The organism is Winogradskyella sp. A3E31, assembly GCF_046720935.1.
Classification (GTDB): domain Bacteria; phylum Bacteroidota; class Bacteroidia; order Flavobacteriales; family Flavobacteriaceae; genus Winogradskyella.
Window position 1 is genome coordinate 12,155 of record NZ_JBHNWH010000006.1, and the last position, 22,810, is coordinate 34,964.

Here is a 22,810-nt window from a genome sequence, read left to right on the forward strand (position 1 = left end):
GAAAACTACCGACTAAAAACTACAGACTATTTTTATTCTTCTAATCTTATATCTAATCCTAATCCTTTCAATTCGTGCATTAATACGTTGAAAGATTCAGGTAGTCCTGGCTCTGGCATTGGTTCTCCTTTTACAATAGCTTCGTACGTCTTAGCTCTACCAATAACATCATCCGATTTTACGGTAAGGATTTCACGTAGAGTAGCTGAAGCTCCATAAGCCTCAAGTGCCCAAACCTCCATCTCACCAAATCGCTGACCACCAAATTGTGCTTTACCACCTAATGGTTGCTGTGTAATTAATGAGTAAGGTCCAATAGAACGTGCGTGCATCTTATCATCAATCATGTGACCTAACTTAATCATATAAATGACACCAACAGTTGCAGGCTGATCGAAACGATCTCCTGTTCCACCGTCATATAAATAGGTATGACCAAAACGAGGCACACCAGCTTCATCTGTAAATCCATTAATTTGGTCTAAAGTAGCACCATCAAAAATTGGTGTTGCATACTTCTTACCTAATTTTTGGCCTGCCCATCCAAGAACAGTTTCATAGATCTGTCCGATGTTCATACGAGACGGTACACCAAGTGGATTCAATACGATATCGACTGGAGTTCCATCTTCTAGGAAAGGCATATCTTCTTGACGAACAATACGTGCAACGATACCTTTGTTACCGTGACGACCTGCCATCTTATCACCAACTTTAAGTTTACGCTTTTTAGCTACATAAACCTTAGCAAGTTTGATAATACCTGCTGGTAATTCATCACCTACAGAAATGGTAAACTTCTCACGTCTTAACGATCCTTGTAAATCGTTTTCTTTAATCTTATAGTTGTGGATTAAATCTTCAACCAATGCGTTTGTAGCATCATCAGTGGTCCATTTTCCAGATGTTAAATGCGTATAATCGTCAACAGCGTTTAACATTTTCAAGGTGTATTTTTTTCCTTTAGGTATAATTTCTTCACCTAAATCATTATAAATACCTTGAGCAGTCTTACCATTTACAATAGCAAATAACTTCTCTACAAGAATACTTTGAAGTTCATCAAAACGATTATCGTAAACATCTTCTAACTTTTCGATATCCTCTTTGTCTTGAGCTCTCTTACGCTTATCTTTAATTGCTCTTGCGAACAACTTCTTGTCGATAACAACACCATTCAATGAAGGAGATGCTTTTAATGACGCATCTTTAACATCACCAGCCTTATCACCGAAGATAGCACGTAATAGTTTTTCTTCTGGAGTTGGATCAGATTCCCCTTTTGGTGTAATCTTACCAATTAAGATATCTCCTGGTTTAATCTCAGCACCAACGCGAATCATACCATTTTCATCCAAGTCTTTAGTTGCTTCTTCCGAAACATTAGGGATATCATTAGTTAATTCTTCATTACCTAACTTCGTATCTCTAACTTCTAAAGAATATTCATCAATATGAATAGATGTAAAGATATCATCACGAACTACTTTTTCAGAAATTACAATCGCATCCTCAAAGTTATACCCTTTCCAAGGCATAAAGGCAACTTTCATATTTCTACCAAGAGCTAATTCACCAGATTGTGTTGCATAACCCTCACAAAGTACTTGTCCTCTTTCAACCTTATCACCTTTTTTAACAATAGGCTTTAAGTTGATCGATGTCCCTTGATTCGTTTTTCTAAACTTCACTAATGGATACGTTTTGGTATCACTATCAAAGCTAACCATAGCCTCGTCATTAGTTCGTTCATACTTAATTGTTATTTTATCAGCATCAACATACTCAACAACACCAGCTCCTTCTCCATTTATAAGTACTCTTGAGTCAGATGCTACTTGTCTTTCTAACCCTGTACCAACAATTGGAGATTCAGGTCGTAATAAAGGAACGGCCTGACGCATCATGTTAGATCCCATCAATGCACGGTTGGCATCATCATGCTCCAAGAATGGAATCAATGATGCAGAAATCGATGCAATTTGATTAGGTGCAACATCCGTATAATTAACGTTCATTGGGTCAATTACAGGGAAATCACCTTCTTGACGAGAGATAATTTTATCTGCTTTAATTTTCCCTTTGTCATCAACGTCAATTGTGGCTTGAGCGATTAACATATCCTCTTCTTCTTCAGCACTTAGATATGTCGGCTCATTTTTAATATCAACAACACCTTTTTCAACTTTTCTGTATGGAGTTTCAATGAATCCCATAGAATTCACCTTTGCGAAACAAGATAATGAAGAAATTAAACCAATGTTTGGTCCTTCTGGTGTTTCAATAGGACATAAACGTCCGTAATGTGTATAGTGAACGTCACGAACTTCGAATCCAGCTCTTTCTCTAGATAAACCTCCAGGTCCTAATGCTGACAAACGACGTTTGTGAGTTATCTCCGCTAATGGATTTGTTTGATCCATAAACTGAGACAACTGGTTTGTACCAAAGAATGAATTGATTACAGACGATAATGTCTTAGCGTTAATCAAATCAATTGGAGTAAATACCTCATTGTCACGAACGTTCATACGCTCACGAATGGTACGCGCCATACGTGCCAAACCAACACCAAATTGAGACGACAACTGCTCACCAACTGTACGTACACGACGGTTAGATAAGTGATCGATGTCATCAATCTCAGCTTTTGAATTGATCAGCTCGATTAAATATTTAATGATAGTTATGATATCTTCTTTAGTAAGCACTTGCTTATCCATTCCGATATCTAACTGTAATTTTTTATTCATTCTGTAACGACCTACTTCACCTAAAGAGTAACGTTGGTCAGAAAAGAATAATTTGTCAATGATACCACGCGCTGTTTCCTCATCTGGCGGCTCAGCATTACGTAATTGACGGTAAATATGTTCAACAGCTTCTTTTTCAGAGTTTGTTGGATCTTTTTGTAATGTATTATGAATAATTGCATAATCTCCTTGCTGAGCACTTTCTTTGTGTAAAAGAATTGTTTTTACACCCGCTTCAAGGATTTCTTCAATATTATCTTTATCTATTATAGTATCACGATCTAATACAATTTCGTTACGCTCAATAGATACAACTTCACCAGTATCTTCATCAACGAAATCTTCGTGCCATGTATTTAATACACGTGCAGCAAGCTTACGACCGATAACTTTCTTCAATCCTGATTTAGAAACTTTTACTTCTTCAGCAAGATCAAATATTTCGAGAATATCTTTATCACGCTCAAAACCAATTGCTCTAAACAATGTTGTAACAGGAAGTTTTTTCTTTCTGTCGATATAAGCATACATAACGCTATTGATATCGGTAGCAAATTCTATCCAAGATCCTTTAAAAGGAATAACTCTTGCAGAATATAACTTTGTACCATTAGCGTGGAATGATTGACTGAAGAATACACCAGGTGATCTATGCAATTGTGATACAACTACACGTTCAGCACCGTTGATACAAAATGTTCCACTAGGGGTCATGTAAGGAATTGTACCTAAGTACACATCTTGAACAATCGTCTCAAAGTCCTCGTGTTCAGGGTCTGTACAGTATAATTTCAATCTTGCCTTTAGCGGCACACTGTAAGTTAATCCTCTTTCAATACATTCTTCGATTGTATATCGTGGTGGATCAATAAAATAATCCAAAAATTCTAATACGAATTGGTTTCTTGTGTCGGTAATTGGAAAGTTTTCCATAAAGGTATTGTATAACCCTTCATTACCTCTTTGATCTGATTTTGTCTCTAATTGGAAAAAATCCTGGAAGGATTTGATCTGAATATCCAAGAAATCTGGATAGCCAGTTTTATTTACAATAGAAGAAAAATTTAATCTTTCAGCTGTTTGTGATAACATCGATGAACGAAATTTTGATTAAAAATATAATGTGCGTGTATACATTACTATTATATACACAAAAGGGTTTAGGTCTTATCCCGCATCTTTTTGCGGGATAAACCTAAACCAAATTTTGTAGGTATGTGTTAAGCTTACTTAAGCTCAACCTCTGCTCCAGCCTCTTCTAACTGTGCTTTTAATGCTTCAGCTTCGTCTTTAGCAATACCTTCTTTGATTGCGCTAGGCGCATCGTCAACTAATCCTTTAGCGTCTTTTAATCCTAATCCAGTTAATTCTTTAACAAGTTTTACAACTGCTAATTTAGAACCTCCTGCTGCTTTAAGGATTACGTCGAATTCAGATTGCTCTTCAGCAGCTTCACCGCCTGCAGCAGCTCCACCTCCAGCAACTGCTACTGCAGCTGCGGCTGGTTCAATACCGTATTCTTCTTTTAAAATATCAGCTAATTCGTTAACTTCTTTTACAGTTAAATTAACTAATTGTTCTGCGAAATCTTTTAAATCTGCCATTTTCTATCGTTTTAATAAGTGTGTGTTTTTATTTTAATTTTTAAGTGCGTACTCGCGTTTTATCCTTCTTTTTCGGATAATGTTTTTAAGATACCTGCAATGGTTCCACCACCTGATTTAAGTGCTGAAATAACATTCTTAGCAGGAGATTGTAACAATCCAATAATCTCACCAAGTAATTCTTCTCTTGATTTGATATCTACTAAAGTATCTAATAATTCGTCCCCAATGTAAATTGACTCTTCTATGAAAGCACCTTTTAATAAAGGCTTTTCTGATTTCTTTCTAAAGTTTTTAATCAATTTAGCAGGAGCATTACCTGTTTCAGAATACATTACAGATGTGTTACCTTTTAAGGTCGTTGGTAACTCTCCGAAATCTTTATCAGAGGCTTCCATTGCCTTTTCTAGTAATGTATTTTTTACAACAGCTAATCTTACGTTAGCTTTAAAAGCTGCTCTACGTAAATTTGAAGTGTCTACTGCATTTAACCCAGAAATATCTGCTAAATAAATATTTGTATTATCTGCAAGTTGAGCAGTTAACTCTTCAATTACCAATGATTTTTCTTCTCTTGTCATAATTATTAAAGTTTAACTACGTCTTACTTCTGATTAGTTTTTGGATCAATAGGAATACTTGGGCTCATAGTACTTGATAAATAAATACTCTTCACATATATTCCTTTAGCTGCAACAGGCTTCATTTTAATTAAAGTAGTAATCAACTCATTAGCATTACCCACCAATTTTTCAGCGCTAAAAGACGCTTTACCGATTGGTGCATGCACAATACCTGTTTTGTCTACTCTAAAATCAATTTTACCAGCTTTAACTTCACTTACGGCCTTAGCCACATCCATTGTTACTGTTCCTGTTTTAGGGTTTGGCATAAGACCTCTTGGTCCTAATACTCTACCTAATGGTCCTAACTTACCCATAATGCTTGGCATAGTGACGATAACGTCAACATCCGTCCAACCATCTTTAATCTTCTGTAAGTATTCATCTAACCCCACATAATCAGCGCCAGCTTCTTTTGCTTCTTCTTCTTTGTCTGGAGTTACTAATGCAAGAACCTTCATGTCTTTACCTGTACCGTGTGGTAATGAAACTACACCACGTACCATTTGATTTGCCTTACGAGGATCTACGCCTAATCTTACGGCTAAATCTACTGAGGCATCAAATTTTGTGTATGTGATTTCTTTAAGTAAAGCTGAAGCTTCTTCTAGAGTATAAAATTTGTTTCTATCAACTTTAGCTCTAGCTTCTTTTTGCTTTTTTGTTAATCTTGCCATTTCAAAAAATTTTAGTTTGGAGCTTCTCCTCCTTTAACTGTGATACCCATTGACCTCGCTGTACCAGCTACCATTTTCATAGCTGATCCAATCTCAAATGCATTTAAATCTTGCATTTTGTCTTCTGCAATAGCCTTTACTTGATCCCAAGTGACTTTTGCTACTTTTCTTCGGTTTGGTTCTCCAGATCCTTTCTTTACTTTGGCCGCTTCTAATAATTGTACTGCAGCTGGTGGTGTCTTGATTACAAAGTCAAATGATTTGTCTTTGAAAACAGAAATAACCACAGGTAAAACTTTACCTGGTTTATCTTGGGTTCTAGCATTAAACTGCTTACAGAACTCCATGATATTAACTCCAGCAGCACCTAAAGCGGGTCCAACCGGTGGCGATGGATTCGCAGCACCTCCCCGAACTTGTAATTTAACTACTTTGTCTAGTTCTTTTGCCATTTTAAATTAATTTGCACGTTACTCTAAATTGGAAGCTTAAAACAACGCTATATAATGTAACAATTATTATACTTTTTCAACTTGCATATAACTCAATTCTAATGGTGTCTTTCTTCCAAAAATCTTAACCATTACCTCAAGCTTACGCTTTTCTTCATTTATCTTTTCAATCGTACCATCAAATCCATTGAATGGTCCGTCTATTACTTTAACAGTTTCTCCAATTGTAAATGGAATAGCAATATTTGCATCAGCCTCTAGAGATAACTCATCTACTTTACCTAGCATTCTATTAACCTCAGACTGTCTTAAAGGCACAGGGTCTCCACCCTTAGTCTCACCTAAAAATCCAATAACGTTTGTTATCGATTTAATAATATGCGGAATTTCACCACTCAAATTCGCTTGAATCATAATATAACCTGGAAAATAAACACGTTCCTTGTTTACTTTTTTTCCATTGCGAATTTGAATAACTTTCTCAGTCGGCACTAAAACTTGGTCCACATAATCTTCTAAACCTAATCTCGAAATTTCATTTTCGATATAGTTTTTGATTTTGTTTTCCTGCCCACTTACAGCTCTAACAACGTACCATTTTTTATTTGAATTCTTTTCAGACATATATTCGATTTCCGTTGTTTCAGATTAATTAATCAAAGAAAAGTAAGCCGTAATTGCTCTACTGAACACTGTATCCACTCCCCAAATCGCCAAAGAAAATATAATTGAAAAGACAGCAACTAACACTGTTAGACGCTGTGCTTCTGGCCATGGAGTCCATGTTACGTTATTTTTTAACTCTTCGAAAGATTCCTTGATGTAATTAATTAATCCTGCCATTTTGATTCTTTATTTGCACGGGTTGAGAGGCTCGAACTCCCGACACCTGGTTTTGGAGACCAGTGCTCTACCAACTGAGCTAAACCCGTAAATGAGTTTTCTCTATGTCTCAAAATGTATTGAGATTAGGTAAACCCGTTAATACTAATCAAGGCGTTCCGAATTTTCGGAACACCTTAATTAATATAATACTATGTAATTAGTCTAAAATTTCAGTTACCTGACCAGCACCAACTGTTCTACCACCTTCACGGATAGCGAAACGTAAACCTACGTTCATTGCAATTGTGTTGATTAACTCTACTGTAATAGTTAAGTTATCTCCAGGCATTACCATTTCAACTCCATCAGGAAGTGCGATGTTTCCTGTTACGTCAGTTGTACGTACGTAGAACTGTGGACGGTAGTTATTATGGAATGGAGTGTGACGTCCACCTTCTTCTTTTTTAAGGATATAAACCTCAGCTTTAAATTTAGCGTGTGGTGTTACAGAACCTGGCTTAGTAATTACCATACCTCTAGAGATTTGAGATTTCTCAATACCTCTTAATAAGATACCAGCGTTATCACCAGCTTCACCTCTATCTAAGATTTGACGGAACATCTCAATACCAGTAATAGTAGATGTTAATTTCTCAGCACCCATACCAATGATCTCAACAGGATCACCTGTATTAGCAACACCAGTTTCGATACGACCTGTGGCAACAGTTCCACGACCAGTAATTGAGAATACATCTTCGATAGGCATTAAGAATGGCTTGTCCATTTCACGAACAGGCTCTTCAATCCAGCTATCTACTGCTTCCATCAATTCCATTACTGAATCAACCCACTTTTGCTCACCGTTAAGTGCACCTAGAGCAGAACCAGCAATTACAGGTCCATTATCACCATCATATTCGTAGAATGATAATAAATCTCTAATTTCCATTTCAACTAATTCTAATAATTCTTCGTCATCAACCATATCCACTTTGTTCATGAATACAACAATACGAGGAATACCTACCTGACGTCCTAAAAGGATGTGCTCACGAGTTTGTGGCATTGGACCATCTGTTGCAGCAACAACTAAGATAGCACCATCCATTTGCGCAGCACCAGTTACCATGTTCTTTACGTAATCCGCGTGACCTGGACAGTCAACGTGAGCATAGTGACGATTTGCTGTTGCATATTCTACGTGAGATGTATTAATTGTAATACCTCTTTCTTTTTCTTCTGGTGCATTATCAATTTGATCAAATGATCTTGCTTCAGATAAACCTGCATCAGCTAATACTTTAGTAATAGCAGCAGTTAAAGTTGTTTTACCGTGATCTACGTGTCCAATAGTACCAATGTTTAAGTGTGGTTTTGAACGATCGAAAGTTGCCTTTGCCATGTTTAATTTATTTTATCTTATTTAATATTAGTGTTCAATTTTAATTCTTTACTGAAATAGAGCCAACGGTCACGCTTGTAGCGTAATGGCCTCTCTACTGATAGAGCCAACGACGGGATTTGAACCCGTGGCCTCTTCCTTACCAAGGAAACGCTCTACCCCTGAGCTACGCCGGCAATTGATTTACGATTGCCGATAGCTGATTTACGATTCGCAAATCGAAATTCGTAATTCGTAAATTCTAGAGCGGGAGACCGGGTTCGAACCGGCGACATTCAGCTTGGAAGGCTGACGCTCTACCAACTGAGCTACTCCCGCATTTATAATTAAGTTGCCTTAATTAATGGTGTTCAATATTTCAAATAGATAATCCTAAGTTTAATTAAGATGTATCTCTTACAATTTTAAGATTACCTCGCTTTGCTTAATCCTCATTTTATGAGGATTACCTCACTACGTTCGGTGATCCTGGATTGGTGACCCAATCCAAAGAATTTCTCAACGCGGTTTTACAAAAGCTAGCTTTTGACAACAGCTTATAAAAAATTCTTTGTGGGGAGAGCAGGATTCGAACCTGCGAAGTCGAAAGACAACAGAGTTACAGTCTGTCCTCGTTGGCCGCTTGAGTATCTCCCCAAAATCTTTTTGAAATTCCAAAAAATTAAATTCCAAAAGTCAAATAACGTTACTCAAATCTTACGGTTTGAGATTTCTGCGAAAGCAGAAATTTTAGAGCCGATGGAGGGACTCGAACCCACGACCTGCTGATTACAAATCAGCTGCTCTAGCCAGCTGAGCTACATCGGCTTTTTTGCACTTTTTGCAGCTAAAAAATTAGCATAAAAAAGTCCGCTATTTCTAACGGACTGCAAATGTAGTGTTTTATTTATTTATTCAAAACATTTTCGATAAATTTTTATTTTAATATGCACGCATTTTTTCTTTGCGTTTAACAAGCTGTCTTTCTAGTGATGAAGCAGCCATATCCGCACCTTGTTCAAAACTGCGACATTGCTTTTTAACGATTAAACTATCTCCTGGTATACTTACTTTTGCCTCAAAGATTTTATTTTCTTTGTCACTGGTGTTTTCAACCTTTAAATAAACATCTGATTGAATGATTTTGTCGTAAAATAATTCTAGTTTATCTAATCGCTTTTGAATAAAGTTGATGAGTTTTTGGTCAGCGACAAAATTTACAGATTGGGTGTTTACTTTCATACGACATTGTTTTTTGGTTAAACATTATTTCAAATTCCTTGGATGTGCATTGGCGTACACTTTTTTGAGTTCTGCTATACTATTGTGTGTATAGACTTGTGTTGCTGCCAAGCTCGAATGCCCAAGAAGTTCTTTTACGGCATTTAAATCAGCGCCTTCATTTAATAAATGTGTCGCAAAGGAATGTCTAATAACATGCGGACTACATTTTAATTTTGAGGACACTTTACTAAAGTACTTATTTATAATTCTGTAAACAAGCATTTCGTAAATTTTAAGACCTTTTTTTGTTAAAAATAAATAGTCTTTATCAGTAATCGTTTCTAACTGATTTCGATGAACTAAATAGGTGTCTAAAGAACTTACTAGTGAATCTAATAACGGAATAAAACGCTCCTTATTTCTTTTACCCAACACCTTTAACATTTTAGTAGATCTATCTATATCTTTGAGTTTTATTTCCACTAATTCTATCCGCCGAATACCAGTGGCATAAAATAATTCTACAACGAGTTTATCTCTGGCACTTTCAAAATCTGAAACCTCTTCATTGATTAATAGTAAAGCTTCCTTCAGTTCCGTTTCAGAAAAAGGTATCTGAACTTTTTTTTCAACCTTTAAAGCACGGTGTTTTACCAAGGGATTTTCTTTTAAGTCAGACACTTTTTGGAGGTACTTATAATACGAACTTAGAGAAGAAATTTTTCTATTTATACTTCGGTTAGAAATTCCGTCGTTGACAAGAGCCACTATCCATTGCCTTATCTGTCCATAATTAGCCGTTATGATTGCATCACCCTCATAGACATCATTTAGAAATAGTTGAAAGGCATCTAAATCATTAATGTATGCTGTTACGGTGTGCTTAGAATATTTTTTTTCTAAAGTAAGGTAATCGGAAAATTTTTCAACAGACATGGAGTTCCTTCTAATTCATTTTAAATGTAACTGTTTTATCTGAGCAATAAAAAAAGAGCATAAAAAAATCCCGCATCGAGGGATACGGGATTTTAATATTATAATTTCAATAGATTAGAATTGCTCTGCATCTCTAAGACCTTGAACATATTGTGCTTTTTGAATTTGCGCTCTACGTTCTACAGAAGGTTTGGTAAACTGCTTACGTGTTTGCAGCTGACGCTTCGTTCCTGTTTTATCAAACTTTCGCTTGTAACGCTTTAACGCTCTATCTATATTTTCTCCTTCTTTAATTGGAATTACTAACATAGTGTCTTAACCTCCTCTCTTTTAGATTTTGAAGGCGCAAATATAAAAACTCTTTAAAAACTGACACTAATTTTTTTGAAATTTTTTAATCCTTAAATAAAGTGGCTCTTTTTGTAAGATCTTGAATGAGCTTTTCTTCTTCTTCACTTTCTAAAAGCACGTTGTAGTTTTTCCAGAAATCCTTATTGTATGGTTTTGGCGAAAATATATCCATATCCCATTCCGATTGTAGTTCTTGTTCTATAACAGCTTCATCTAAAATGACTTCTGTAAACAATATTTCTTGTACTGTTGTGTAGTAGCGTTCTTCTTTATTGTATCGGTCTTTCTCGGCATCGGTGATTTTTCCTTTTGCTTTTAAAGCGACATTGACTAATTTTGGAGTTTCATAATAGATATAATTTGGATACATCTTATCATTGTACTCCATATAATTAATGACCAACTTATGATTAATCTGTGTTCCCAACAATCGCTTACTTCGTTCTTTTTGAACTTCTGAAGCTGCAACCAATTCGTACTCCACTTTCTTTATAGCATAATTGTCGTAGTAAATATATAACCAGCCATTGGCATTAAACCCTTCGTTATAGATTCCTTTAGTGTCGAGCCCAACAAAATCAGAGCTTTCTGAAATTTTAATCTTATAGATTTTGCGGTCATTATCTACTAAAATAGTATCTAATTGAAACTGATGCTTATTTAATATGTCTTCACCAAATAATGCTTTATTATCTTTTGAATTTCTAAGAAGGTTAAGTTTTCCTTGGAATATATTTTGAAGCCCATTGACGCGTTTGTCATTCCATTTTATTGCTTCAACTAATTCTGAAGTTTGGACGTCTTCCCTATCAATTTCTTTTAAGTTTAAACGTAATCCGCTATTGTTTTGATTTTTGTAGGACACATAGGTAAAAAGGCTATCGACATCTCGCAGATCGTAGCTCTTTCTAACCTCATCAACATTAACCTTTAAATGTTTATCGCTACTCGCAGTGTAGCCAGAGTCATAAACCGTAATAGCACTTTCAATCAACCACTTAAACTCTTTGTTGTTCCGCTCTTTATGTCTTAAAAACCCTTTTTGAAGATAGGATGAATCTGGTAAGTTCGATTCCAATTTTCGAATCGCTTTTAACACAATCTCATTGCCAGTTGTGGGTCTAGGCTCTGCATTGATAACTACCTCATCTAACGAAGCAACATCCTCTTCGAGAAAAATATCTTCAGAATTAATAAAGCTATTGACAGCAGCTTTGTAGCTTTTAAAACCAATGGATGAAATAACAAGCGTATCGTTTTCAAACCTACTTGGTACAGACAACACAAATTTTCCGTCAGAATTACTCACCGTGCCAATCGTCGTATTTTTTATATAAATACTGGCATTTTCAATGGGCAATAAATTTGTGAAATCAACCACTTTGCTTTTTAACTCAATTTGAGCATAGCCAAAAGAACTAATTACAATAAGTAGGTATAAAAAAGTTCTTGAGGTCAATTTCATAACACAAATTATGTTGCCGGTTTATAGTCTTTATTATCTATGACCATTTTTGCTATGATTTCCTTCAATATCTCCGAAGTACCTCCTCCTATGGGCCCAAGGCGACTATCTCTTGCCAGCCTTGCCATAGGATAATCTTCCATATAGCCATAACCACCTAAAAATTGAAGACATTGATATATAACATCGTCGGCCATTTTAGTAGATTGCAATTTAGACATGGTTGCTTCTTTAACAACATAATCTCCCATGTCCAATCGCTTGGTAACATAATAATTGAACTGTTTACAAATTTCCATCTGAGTTTCACAATCTGCAAACGTATGACGCAACGCTTGAAACTTATCGATTGTACGTCCAAAAGCAGTTCGCTCACTCATATATTGTTTGGCATATTCTAGCGCATACTCGGCACGGGCATGAGCATTGACACCCATTATCAATCGCTCTAATGAGAAATGCTGCATGATGTAAGCAAAGCCCATATTCTCTTCTCCCATAAGACTAGAAGTAGGTACTTCAACATTATCAAATGCAATTTCACCTGTATCTGATGCTCTCCATCCTAATTTATCAAGCTTTGTTGCAGAAATACCTGGTGTATCGCGATCCATTACAAAAATGCTAATACCCTTATTACCTAATTCTGGGTTTGTTTTTGCTGCAACCACCAAATAATCACTAAAGACACCATTGGTTATAAATGTTTTTGATCCATTGATGACATAGGTGTCGCCTTTTTTCTCAGCAGTCGTTCGCATACCTGCAACATCACTACCTCCGAAAGGTTCAGTGATACACAAGCAGCCTATTAAATCACCTGCTATACTTGGAGCTAAATATTTTTCTTTTTGCTCGTGATTCCCTTCTTTATTAAGATGAGTCATGGCCAAATAGGCATGAGCCCACATGGCTGCAGAAAATCCCCCAGAATTGATACGTTGCAATTCCTCGAGCCATATAACGGTATAAAATAGATCTAGATCCAAGCCTCCATACTCTTCAGGATAGGCCAATCCGAAATAGCCCATATCTCCGAATTTCTTCCATATAAACCGTTCTATCTCTCCTGTTTTTTCCCATTTTTCAATATGGGGAACAACTTCTTTCTTCAAAAAATCGCGTAAACTCTCCCTAAATAATTGGTGTTCTTCTGTAAAATATAAGTCTGACATTAATTGCTTTTTTTAAAGCTGTAAATATAACTTAATTATCTCGATTTTAGAGATTGGGAAATCTTCAACTTTTGTTAATTCATCTAGAGATTTAAACCCATCTCTCAAGGTTCTGGCTTCAATAATGCGTGCAGCAATTTCATAATCAATATACGGAATTGTCACCAATTGATCTCTTGTGGCCGAATTAAGATTAAAAGTTGTTATCGGTCTAGGTGTTTTCACAGTAAACTCATTAGTGATGCGTTCTATAACTTCTGGGGACAGTCCGTACACTTCCATAAGTTCCACATCTGCTATAAATCCACCTTTATATTTATCTCGGTAATCGATGATTCTTTGAGATAGTTTATCTCCAACTCCGTAAACACGTATTAGTTGACTGGCAGTGGCTTTATTTAAATCTATTTTTTGTTCGAAAGACTTTGGTGAGTTTGAGGATGAAAACCCAGAGTTGGTATATTTTGTTTTAGGATCAGTCACCCAATCCGGGAATTTAAAATAAGGAGATATTACCGATAATAATGAATCTGAAACGCCTGTTACATTTTGAAACTCTTTTGCTGAATTGACCCATTGGTCCTTAGCTCTAAACGCTAATAATTTATCGATCTCTTCAGTAGACATGCCTAAGGTATAACCTTTGTAATCAGTAATAAAGTTTGGATTAAAAGGAAATAATTTTGGCTTTCGATTTTCTAGCTCAACCTGTTTTAAGGAATCTATTTCTCTTTGAAAAACGATTAATGACTCATTATCTGCTTCTATTTCATCTGGACTGAAATCAATAAAATACAAAACCCCTAAGAGGATGATAATAACAGATAGTAATAAAAAAATCCCACTCCGTTGTTGTTTACTAAACTGGAAGTGGGATTTCATTTCTTAGAATTGTCTTCTATAATTTCTCATTAAGGTCTTCTGCACCCTCCTCAATTGCTTCATCTTTAACTGAGATAGCTTTGTAATATTTGCTGAGCTCCTTTTTTATTATCGGGGATAACAAAATAACCCCTATAATATTAGGAACAACCATGGCAAAAATCATGGCATCTGAAAAATCAATGACAGCGCCAAGACTAATTGAAGCTCCTACCACAACGAAGAATAAAAAGAGAATTTTATAAATTAAATCGGTCATTTTTCCTTTTCCGAATAAATAAACCCATCCTTGCATACCATAGTATGACCAAGAAATCATTGTTGAAAACGCAAAGAGTATAACCGCTACAGTTAGGATGATAGAGAAATGAGGAATAACGGTATCAAAAGCTTGAGCAGTAATTTCAACACCTTCTTTAACCTCTACTCCATATTCCATAAATGATCCGTCAAAATTTGTTATTACAATAACCAAGGCAGTCATTGTACAGATTACAACCGTATCTACAAAAGGCTCTAAAAGTGCCACAATACCTTCACTTGCAGGATATTTTGTTCTAACAGCAGAGTGTGCAATAGCAGCAGAACCAACACCAGCCTCATTTGAGAATGCACCTCTACGTATACCTTGTATCATTACACCCACAAGACCACCAGCAATTCCTAAACCAGAGAACGCACCTTTATATATCAGAGTAAATGCATCATCAATAAGAGAAAAGTTAGCACCTAGAATAATTAAGGCAGCTAACACATAGATACCTGCCATAAATGGCACTATTTTCTCAGTTACTTTGGCTATTCTTTTTATTCCACCAATAATTACTATAGCCACTAAAACAGCCATTACTAAACCAAAATATAGTCCAGCATTTGATCCACCTAAATCAAACAACTTTACAAATTGTGCAGCTGCTTGGTTAGCTTGAAACATATTTCCGCCTCCAAAGGATCCTCCAATGACAAAAACTGCAAAAAGTACTGCTAAAACTTTACCAAAACCACCCATTCCTTTTGATTTGAGTCCTTTTGACAAGTAATACATTGGCCCACCGTAAACTGTACCATCTTCTCCAACATCTCTATACTTTACACCCAATGTACATTCAGCAAATTTTGAGGCCATACCTAACAGACCTGCTAAAATCATCCAAAATGTTGCCCCAGGACCACCAATGGATAAGGCCACAGCAACACCTGCTATATTTCCTAAGCCTACTGTTGCAGATAGTGCCGCAGTTAATGCTTGGAAATGTGAAACTTCTCCGTCAGCACTTTCGTCACGTATAGTTTCTATAATATCTTCACCCTCATTTGGTGTTTGATCACCGTATAATGTATCTGCACCATGCTTCTCAATGTCTTCATATTTTCCGCTTACAACCTTTAATGCTGTTCTAAAACCCGTAAAGTTTATAAACTTGAAGTAAAAGGTAAAATACGTTGCACCGCCGACTAACACAATTAAAACCCAAGGAATTTGATAGGTTTCTGAAAATGGTATCTCATAAAAAATAGCATCTACAAACCAGCTTGTATAATCTTTAAAAACAGTATCAATTTTTTCGGAAGCACTTTCTTGTGCAATACCCAAAAATGGAATTATCAATGCAAAAATTGAAAGAAGATATTTCTTCATAGGAAAATTATTAGTTAGTTTAGTTTTTAAAGGCGACAAGATGCTAAAAAAAACTGAGTTATTAAAACCAGTCGAGTTAAAATACATGACGCACTAGTCGATATCGTATTCTGAATTTAATTTTTCAATTTGCTCGGGGCGACCCAAGACAATGATTTTAGAACCGGGTGCCAATTTGGTATCCGCTTCAGGATTAACAACATAATTCCCTTTTGCGGTTTTAAAACCAATAACCGTACAACCCGTAATACGTCTTAAATCCAAATCGCGAATAGTTTTCATTTTTTGGGCATTGTACAATTGCTCCACAGCCAACTCTTCAATATTGATGTTACTTTCGCCTACGATAGAAAGATTATCGATAAACTCAATTAAATCTGGAACCACAACTAAAGAAGCCATGTGATCACCACCTATTCTGTCTGGGAGAATAACATTATTTGCACCTGCCAATTTCAATTTTTCATAAGAAGTCTCCTCTGAGGCTCTGCTTATAATAGACAAGTCTTTATTAATTTGTCTAGCTGATAGAACGACAAACAAATTATCTGCATCACTTGGCAGTGCAGTAATCAATACAGATGCACGTTCTATACCCGCATATTTAAGGATATCATCCTCATTTGCATTACCAACTACAAAGGGGATATCATCTGTTTGAAACCGTTCCGCAACATCTTTATCCTTTTCAATAACTACAAATTCCTTATCATAATCCAATAATTTCTTTGCAGCTTGTTTTCCGTTTCGACCATAGCCACAAATAATAATATGATTGGTCATTTTATCAATTCTTTTTTGCATTTGTCGCTGTTTTATATCTTCAAAATTATTTCTACTTAATATATATTCTGTAATAACAGAAATGGCATACCCAACAATGACTACACTACCTAGTATTAAAAAAATTGTAAATATTTTAGAAGCCGGGTCTAATGGCTGTACTTCAGAAAAGCCTACTGTGGTTATCGTAATGACCGTCATGTAAAAAGCATCAATCCATGGGTAACCAGACACATATCGGAATCCCATAACACCGATAATCAATAAACTAATTAACAATGCCACTGCAATATATATTTTTGACCTAAAGAATTTAATTAAAGGTAGAATCATAATTAAAGGTCAAAAACTGAAGTTCTTTTGGTGTATATAATATCTTTTATCCGAATCCAAAATGCTAAAAACAAATATAAGGCAAAACCAAAACCAACAGTTACGAAGGTTAAATACATAAAAGAGGTTCTTACAATCTTTGCCCTAATTCCCAAACGGTCTGCAATGCGTTGGCAAACATCGTAACCACGTTTTTGAAAATACAGTAATGTACGGTAGAAGAGATTCATACTGCAAGTTACTTATTTTTTGAGTATTAATTGATTTCCAACAGCACATAGCAAGCACTTATTTTTATCGCAATATTCGGTTTTTAATTGGATTAAGGACTGTGAAGTCAATGCTGATTTTTCAAGTGGTTTTAATTCTAAAAACGTATTGGTGATACTATTGTTTTCGATTTTTATGCTCTTAATAAGCTCTAAAATATGATCTTCAATTTTCTCTCCTCTTGATTTTGAATAACTGAATTTTATAGGGATAATGGTATTAATAATGAGTAGATCTATAAAAGGTTTCGTTAATTTCTTAGCACTTTTTTTAGATGTTTTTGAAAAGGTATAATGCGTTTTCCAGAATTCAGAAGTTTCTATATTAAATAGAGTGTAAAACTCATCAAGCTTTGACATTGCTATTATTTTTGAAAATAAATTGGAATGTTTATGGAATACATTTGCCAATTGTGAGAGGCGGATTGTAGGGAAATTTGGCGGCCTTAGTCTAAAAAATTGCAGTGGTAAAACACCTCTATTATTGAGTTTAAATTTTTGTCTTAAATAATCATATCGCTTTTGAAGATCCACATAATAGCTATTTTCTACGTCTTCAGTCAGTAATCCTGTCTGGCCAAAAAGTAGCGCTTCCAAATCCAAAAGTTCTGTTTTTGTTTTTCTTACCACCGAAAAATCTATCGATTCCGCCAAACTCATAAAAGGCTTTCCGTTGACTTTAAGTCCAAAGTTTTTAGTCAACATTTTAAAAAGAACCGCTTCCCAATCATTATTAGAATTCGTAAGTAAGTCTTCAATTTCTATGGATTTCCGCTCTAGGCGTTCAATGTAAAGACGCTCTAACCAGTTAGAAATGGTAAAGTCATCAATGTCTGGGAAATCATTTTCGCAATTAATCCAGCGTTGTTCATTAGACATTAAATGGTTATAGGAATTCAAAATCGATTTTGACACATAAGGCTCTAAAACCAGAGTATCGATTACTGAATTGTCTGCTCTAAAAATATCTGTATCGTGCTCCCAAACGACATGAAGAATAACATTGTCATAAGCTTTGTCCTTTTCGTGACCATGCACATACCAATCCGAAGATTTTATATGAATTTCCACATTACCAGCCCACAATTGTTTTCCAATCAGCACTTGGGCATTAAAAAAATCTGGACCTGCGTTTGAGTTATGCTGACCTACATTGTTAACCTGAATAGCCTTTCCGTTAGTAGTTATCAACTTAGTACTGTCTAGCTTTTGAAATTTCCAGATGTAATGTAGAAAGGCTTCTTGCATATTTAAAAATAGGCCTTCAAAATGATTAAAGCAATAAGATTATTTTTATTTTTATAGATTCGAGAGTCTTTAAAACCTTATACTGATGAAAACACTATTCGTATTCTTTATCTTCTTAATTTCATTTCAAATAACATCAGCACAAGAAACTAACCCTAATTACGATGAAGCACTTGCCACCAAATTAGGAGCTGATGACTACGGAATGAAGAGTTATATTTTCGTCATCTTAAAAACAGGGTCTAATACGACAACCGACAAAGAATTTATAAGCGAAAGTTTTGCAGGGCACATGAGCAATATGAATACTATGGCTGAGGCTGGCAAATTGGTTGTTGCTGGGCCTTTTGGACAGAATGATGATTCTTATCGAGGACTATTTATATTAAATGTAAAAAGCAAAGAAGAAGCCAGAGAGCTTTTACAAACTGACCCAGCTATTAAAGCCAATCTCTTAAAAGCCGAACTTTATGATTGGTATGGTTCTGCGGCCTTGTCAGAATATCTTGAAGCCTCAGATAAAGTTTGGAAAAAAGGGATGTAATCTTAGTCAATATACCCTTTCTCACGCATCCAATCGTCATTAAACATTTTACCGACATAACGACTTCCATGATCATGGAATAAGACAACTACAACATCTTCTGGCTTAAAGTGCTCCTTTAGTTGCAACACCCCTTTAATGGCTGCACCAGCAGAATTCCCTAAAAACATACCCTCTTCTTTAGCTAGTTTTTGCGTGTAAACAGCAGCATCTTTATCCGTGACTTTAGTAAAGCCATCGATGATTTCAAAATTTACGTTTTCTGGTAAAATATCTTCCCCGATACCTTCGGTGACATAAGGGTAGATTTCTTTTTCGTCAAAAATGCCAGTCTCGTGATACTTTTTAAATACAGAACCATAGGTATCTACTCCCCAAACCTTAACTTCCGGATTTTGTTCTTTTAAATATTTTCCAACTCCCGAAATAGTTCCTCCTGTACCAACACCAACTACAAAATGTGTGACTTTACCATCGGTTTGTTTCCAGATTTCTGGACCTGTTGATTTATAATGTGCTTTTGTATTGCTTGGATTATCGTATTGGTTCACGTACCAAGAATTAGGTGTTTCTTCACCCAATCGTTTTGACACTGAGTAATACGACCTTGGGTCAGTGGGTTCTACATCCGTCGGACAAACAACAACCTCAGCACCAACAGCTCTAAGAATGTCCATTTTCTCTTTGGATTGTTTATCTGAAATCACAAAGATGCACTTGTAGCCTTTTACGATGGCAGCCAAAGCTAAGCCCATCCCTGTATTACCAGAAGTCCCTTCGATAATTGTTCCTCCAGGTTTTAAACGACCATCCGCTTCAGCATCTTCAATCATTTGAACGGCCATTCTATCTTTTACGGAATTGCCCGGATTAAACGTTTCGTATTTGGCCAATACCATACAAGGCAACTCTTCAACCAATTTATTTATTTTAACCAGTGGCGTATTACCAATCGTTTCGAGTATGTTTTTTGCGTAATCCATGTCTTTATTTTGCGATGCAAAAATACGTGAAATGTAGGAAGCTGAAAGTTAAAAGTAAGTTATGTTTTATTACCACAGAAATCAATCGAATCGTATCGCTTTAACTGGCGAAATACGAGATACAATTATTGAAGGAATTAATAACATGAGCAAACTCACAATAAAGGTACCAACATTAAGAGCCACTATATAATCCCAACTAATGTAAACAGGTGCTTCTGTAACGTAGTAGGTTTGTGGATTCAAAGGAAAAAACTTAAAATACTTTTGAGCGAATAGTAGCCCTAAGCCAATTAGATTTCCCCATAACAATCCTAAACCAATCAAATATGAAGCATTATACAGAAACACTTTTCTTATAGACCAATTAGCAGATCCCAGCGCTTTTAAAATGCCAATCATCTGGGTACGCTCTAATATTAAAACCAATAATGCCGTGATCATATTAATCCCAGCCACTAAAATCATAATGGCGATAATGCCATAGGTGTTGTTATCAAAAATTTTAATCCATTCGAATATGGTAAAATATTTTTCTTTCACCGATTTTGCTTTTAAGAACTGATGACTGTTATTATGAACTTCAATGGTCTTAGCTTCAAGCTCTGAAAAATCATCAACAAAAACTTCAAAATTTCCTACTTGGTCTTCCTCCCATTTGTTGAGACGCTGAATATGTCTTAAATCTGCAATTACAAATTTTTCATCCAGTTCTTGAAATCCAGAGTCATAAATACCAACAATTTCGAAAGCTACTTGTCGTGGCAGACGGTCAAAAGAGTCGCCAAACAATGCTTGAAACCTATCGTCTACATTCAGTGCTAAGCGATTCGCAATATATCGGGATACTAGAATTTCATTATTGAGATTTTCTTTAAAGTTTGGTAACCGCCCATCGACCAAAAAGTCTTCAAAATAATCCCATCGATAATCCTTACCAACACCCTTGACGATAACACCTTCAAATTCACTTTCAGTTCTGATGACACAAAACTTTGTAGCCACACCTTGGACATGTTTTATGCCTTCAACAGTCTTAAATTCAGGATAAAAATCCTGATTTATAGATATGGGCACCTGAGACTCGTCCGAGGCATTAGAATCGTAATTATCGATAATGATATCCCCATTAAAAGCCACGACCTTATCCCTGATTTTTTGCTGAAGACCTAAACCAGTAGCGATAGCCACCAACATTACGATAATCCCTATAGCAATAGCAGCGATACCAATTTTAATAATCGGTGCCGAAACACTACTTTTATACGATTTATTACCAATAATTCGTTTTGCAATAAATAACTCTAAATTCAATCTAGTCTATGCCTTTAGTGGTTTTCAAAAATACTGTTTTATTCCCGATAATTTTCGGTATTATCTCAATGGTTATATCATGTGCTGGAAAAGCTGGAAGTGAAAAAGTGACAGCTGAAAGTTTGAAGCAGGAAGCTCGAAGCACGAAGCCAAAGGATGAAAAAAACATTATTGTTGGTGCCAATAGAACGGAACGCTATTTACCATTACTACAAGGAAAGCGTGTTGGGATTGTGGCTAATCAGACGTCGGTTATTTTTAAAAAGAGAAGAGAGAAGAGAGAAGAGAAGGAAGACAATTTATATACCCATATTGTAGATTCCCTATTGGCTCTGGGTATTGATATTAAAAAAGTATTTTCTCCAGAGCATGGGTTTCGAGGCACTGCTGATGCGGGTGAATTGGTGAGTGATGGCAAAGACAATAAGACCGGCTTACCTATCTTTTCTCTTCATGGAAAACATAAAAAACCAAGTAACGACCAACTAAGCGATTTGGATATTGTCATTTTTGATATTCAGGATGTGGGAGTTCGATTTTACACCTATATTTCTACCTTACATTATGTGATGGAAGCCTGTGCTGAGAATAACATTCCGTTGGTCATTTTAGATCGCCCAAATCCAAACGGAAATTATGTTGATGGTCCAATTCTTGAAGAGCAACATAGTAGTTTTTTAGGTATGCACCCCATTCCGCTGGTGCATGGTATGACGATTGGCGAATATGCGCAAATGATTAACGGGGAAGGTTGGCTTGCAAATGGTGTAACCTGTGATATTTCGATTATTGAAACGAAACATTATACACACAACTCTAGCTATAGTCTACCAATAAGACCTTCACCAAATCTACCTAATGACCAAGCTATAACCCTATATCCTAGCTTAGGATTGTTTGAGGGAACGAATATCAATGCTGGGAGAGGCACTGAATTTCAGTTTCAGCGCTATGGAGCACCGTTTTTAAATAATGAGTATTATTCATTTAGCTACACACCAGAACCCAATTTTGGTTCTAAATACCCAAAGCATAAAGGTGAGACTTGTTATGGAGTGGATTTGTCTAAAATAAATGCAGAACGACAGTTTACCTTAAAGTACGTCATGGATGCCTACGCCAATGCCACAGATAAATCGAAAGTCTTTAATACTGATAATTTTACGACCCATGCTGGTACGGCAAAACTTCAACAGCAGATAGAATCTGATAAAAGTGAAGCTGAAATAAGAGCTACTTGGCAAGAAGGGTTAGCCGCCTTTTTAGAAGTAAGAGAAAAATATCTTATTTACGACTAACATTTATTTCATCTAGTAAATTTTGATGAAACTCTACTTCTCGATACA

General features: G+C 35.8%; 22 protein-coding genes and 5 tRNA genes. 2 read left to right on the top strand and 25 right to left on the bottom strand.

The window, feature by feature from the left end:
• Nucleotides 1-32: 32 nt before the first annotated feature.
• From rpoB to ACFEMA_RS08530, 23 genes are all read right to left on the bottom strand, one after another.
• Nucleotides 33-3,845 carry a DNA-directed RNA polymerase subunit beta gene (gene rpoB / locus ACFEMA_RS08420; protein WP_411767700.1) on the bottom strand — a complete coding sequence of 1,271 codons (3,813 nt, stop codon included), beginning with the start codon at nucleotides 3,843-3,845 and terminating at the stop codon, nucleotides 33-35.
• Nucleotides 3,846-3,979: 134 nt separating this feature from the next.
• A complete protein-coding gene (gene rplL, locus ACFEMA_RS08425; protein WP_411767701.1) occupies nucleotides 3,980-4,357 on the bottom strand; it encodes a 50S ribosomal protein L7/L12 in 378 nt (125 codons plus the stop codon).
• Between the two features lie 59 nt (nucleotides 4,358-4,416).
• A complete protein-coding gene (rplJ, locus tag ACFEMA_RS08430; RefSeq protein WP_411767702.1) occupies nucleotides 4,417-4,938 on the bottom strand; it encodes a 50S ribosomal protein L10 in 522 nt (173 codons plus the stop codon).
• A gap of 23 nt (nucleotides 4,939-4,961) precedes the next feature.
• On the bottom strand, nucleotides 4,962-5,657 hold the full coding sequence (rplA, locus tag ACFEMA_RS08435; protein WP_411767703.1) for a 50S ribosomal protein L1: 696 nt from the start codon (nucleotides 5,655-5,657) through the stop codon (nucleotides 4,962-4,964).
• 11 nt (nucleotides 5,658-5,668) lie between these two features.
• Nucleotides 5,669-6,109 (bottom strand): 50S ribosomal protein L11, encoded by a 441-nt coding sequence (rplK, locus tag ACFEMA_RS08440; protein ID WP_411767705.1) that lies wholly within the window; start codon nucleotides 6,107-6,109, stop codon nucleotides 5,669-5,671.
• Between the two features lie 66 nt (nucleotides 6,110-6,175).
• Complete coding sequence (gene nusG, locus ACFEMA_RS08445; protein WP_411767706.1) at nucleotides 6,176-6,733, bottom strand: transcription termination/antitermination protein NusG; 558 nt, start codon at nucleotides 6,731-6,733, stop codon at nucleotides 6,176-6,178.
• Between the two features lie 24 nt (nucleotides 6,734-6,757).
• On the bottom strand, nucleotides 6,758-6,952 hold the full coding sequence (gene secE, locus ACFEMA_RS08450) for a preprotein translocase subunit SecE (RefSeq protein WP_411767707.1): 195 nt from the start codon (nucleotides 6,950-6,952) through the stop codon (nucleotides 6,758-6,760).
• 16 nt (nucleotides 6,953-6,968) lie between these two features.
• Nucleotides 6,969-7,041, bottom strand: a tRNA-Trp gene (locus ACFEMA_RS08455).
• 110 nt (nucleotides 7,042-7,151) lie between these two features.
• Nucleotides 7,152-8,339: an elongation factor Tu gene (gene tuf / locus ACFEMA_RS08460; protein WP_411767708.1), complete on the bottom strand. Its 1,188-nt coding sequence runs from the start codon at nucleotides 8,337-8,339 to the stop codon at nucleotides 7,152-7,154.
• A gap of 104 nt (nucleotides 8,340-8,443) precedes the next feature.
• A tRNA-Thr gene (locus ACFEMA_RS08465) sits at nucleotides 8,444-8,515 on the bottom strand.
• Between the two features lie 69 nt (nucleotides 8,516-8,584).
• A tRNA-Gly gene (locus ACFEMA_RS08470) sits at nucleotides 8,585-8,657 on the bottom strand.
• Nucleotides 8,658-8,892: 235 nt separating this feature from the next.
• Nucleotides 8,893-8,975 (bottom strand) — tRNA-Tyr (locus tag ACFEMA_RS08475).
• A 97-nt stretch (nucleotides 8,976-9,072) separates the two neighbouring features.
• Nucleotides 9,073-9,146 (bottom strand) — tRNA-Thr (locus ACFEMA_RS08480).
• Between the two features lie 114 nt (nucleotides 9,147-9,260).
• On the bottom strand, nucleotides 9,261-9,560 hold the full coding sequence (gene hpf / locus ACFEMA_RS08485) for a ribosome hibernation-promoting factor, HPF/YfiA family (protein ID WP_411767709.1): 300 nt from the start codon (nucleotides 9,558-9,560) through the stop codon (nucleotides 9,261-9,263).
• A 24-nt stretch (nucleotides 9,561-9,584) separates the two neighbouring features.
• A complete protein-coding gene (locus tag ACFEMA_RS08490) occupies nucleotides 9,585-10,478 on the bottom strand; it encodes a tyrosine-type recombinase/integrase (RefSeq protein ID WP_411767710.1) in 894 nt (297 codons plus the stop codon).
• Between the two features lie 114 nt (nucleotides 10,479-10,592).
• Nucleotides 10,593-10,787 (bottom strand): 30S ribosomal protein S21, encoded by a 195-nt coding sequence (gene rpsU, locus ACFEMA_RS08495; protein ID WP_411767711.1) that lies wholly within the window; start codon nucleotides 10,785-10,787, stop codon nucleotides 10,593-10,595.
• Between the two features lie 85 nt (nucleotides 10,788-10,872).
• Complete coding sequence (locus ACFEMA_RS08500; RefSeq protein ID WP_411767712.1) at nucleotides 10,873-12,294, bottom strand: carboxypeptidase-like regulatory domain-containing protein; 1,422 nt, start codon at nucleotides 12,292-12,294, stop codon at nucleotides 10,873-10,875.
• Nucleotides 12,295-12,302: 8 nt separating this feature from the next.
• A complete protein-coding gene (locus ACFEMA_RS08505) occupies nucleotides 12,303-13,469 on the bottom strand; it encodes an acyl-CoA dehydrogenase family protein (RefSeq protein ID WP_411767713.1) in 1,167 nt (388 codons plus the stop codon).
• Between the two features lie 12 nt (nucleotides 13,470-13,481).
• Nucleotides 13,482-14,351: a ComEA family DNA-binding protein gene (locus tag ACFEMA_RS08510; RefSeq protein ID WP_411767714.1), complete on the bottom strand. Its 870-nt coding sequence runs from the start codon at nucleotides 14,349-14,351 to the stop codon at nucleotides 13,482-13,484.
• A gap of 16 nt (nucleotides 14,352-14,367) precedes the next feature.
• Nucleotides 14,368-15,990, bottom strand: a complete 1,623-nt coding sequence (locus ACFEMA_RS08515; protein ID WP_411767715.1) for an alanine/glycine:cation symporter family protein — start codon at nucleotides 15,988-15,990, stop codon at nucleotides 14,368-14,370.
• 93 nt (nucleotides 15,991-16,083) lie between these two features.
• Nucleotides 16,084-17,106 carry a potassium channel family protein gene (locus ACFEMA_RS08520; protein WP_411767716.1) on the bottom strand — a complete coding sequence of 341 codons (1,023 nt, stop codon included), beginning with the start codon at nucleotides 17,104-17,106 and terminating at the stop codon, nucleotides 16,084-16,086.
• Nucleotides 17,107-17,108: 2 nt separating this feature from the next.
• Nucleotides 17,109-17,336 carry a PspC domain-containing protein gene (locus ACFEMA_RS08525; protein WP_411767717.1) on the bottom strand — a complete coding sequence of 76 codons (228 nt, stop codon included), beginning with the start codon at nucleotides 17,334-17,336 and terminating at the stop codon, nucleotides 17,109-17,111.
• A 12-nt stretch (nucleotides 17,337-17,348) separates the two neighbouring features.
• A complete protein-coding gene (locus ACFEMA_RS08530) occupies nucleotides 17,349-18,623 on the bottom strand; it encodes a DUF2851 family protein (protein WP_411767718.1) in 1,275 nt (424 codons plus the stop codon).
• Between the two features lie 85 nt (nucleotides 18,624-18,708).
• Here ACFEMA_RS08530 and ACFEMA_RS08535 point away from each other — a divergent pair, with 85 nt between their 5' ends.
• Nucleotides 18,709-19,167, top strand: coding sequence for a YciI family protein (locus ACFEMA_RS08535; RefSeq protein ID WP_411767719.1), 459 nt, complete (start codon nucleotides 18,709-18,711; stop codon nucleotides 19,165-19,167).
• A gap of 2 nt (nucleotides 19,168-19,169) precedes the next feature.
• Here ACFEMA_RS08535 and ACFEMA_RS08540 read toward each other — a convergent pair whose 3' ends face one another.
• Both ACFEMA_RS08540 and ACFEMA_RS08545 read right to left on the bottom strand, forming a co-directional pair.
• Nucleotides 19,170-20,150 carry a PLP-dependent cysteine synthase family protein gene (locus ACFEMA_RS08540; RefSeq protein ID WP_411767720.1) on the bottom strand — a complete coding sequence of 327 codons (981 nt, stop codon included), beginning with the start codon at nucleotides 20,148-20,150 and terminating at the stop codon, nucleotides 19,170-19,172.
• Between the two features lie 81 nt (nucleotides 20,151-20,231).
• Nucleotides 20,232-21,464, bottom strand: coding sequence for an ABC transporter permease (locus ACFEMA_RS08545; protein WP_411767721.1), 1,233 nt, complete (start codon nucleotides 21,462-21,464; stop codon nucleotides 20,232-20,234).
• Nucleotides 21,465-21,472: 8 nt separating this feature from the next.
• Here ACFEMA_RS08545 and ACFEMA_RS08550 point away from each other — a divergent pair, with 8 nt between their 5' ends.
• The gene (locus ACFEMA_RS08550) at nucleotides 21,473-22,762 is read left to right on the top strand and encodes an exo-beta-N-acetylmuramidase NamZ domain-containing protein (RefSeq protein ID WP_411767722.1); all 1,290 of its coding nucleotides are present in this window, start codon (nucleotides 21,473-21,475) and stop codon (nucleotides 22,760-22,762) included.
• Nucleotides 22,763-22,810 lie beyond the last annotated feature (48 nt).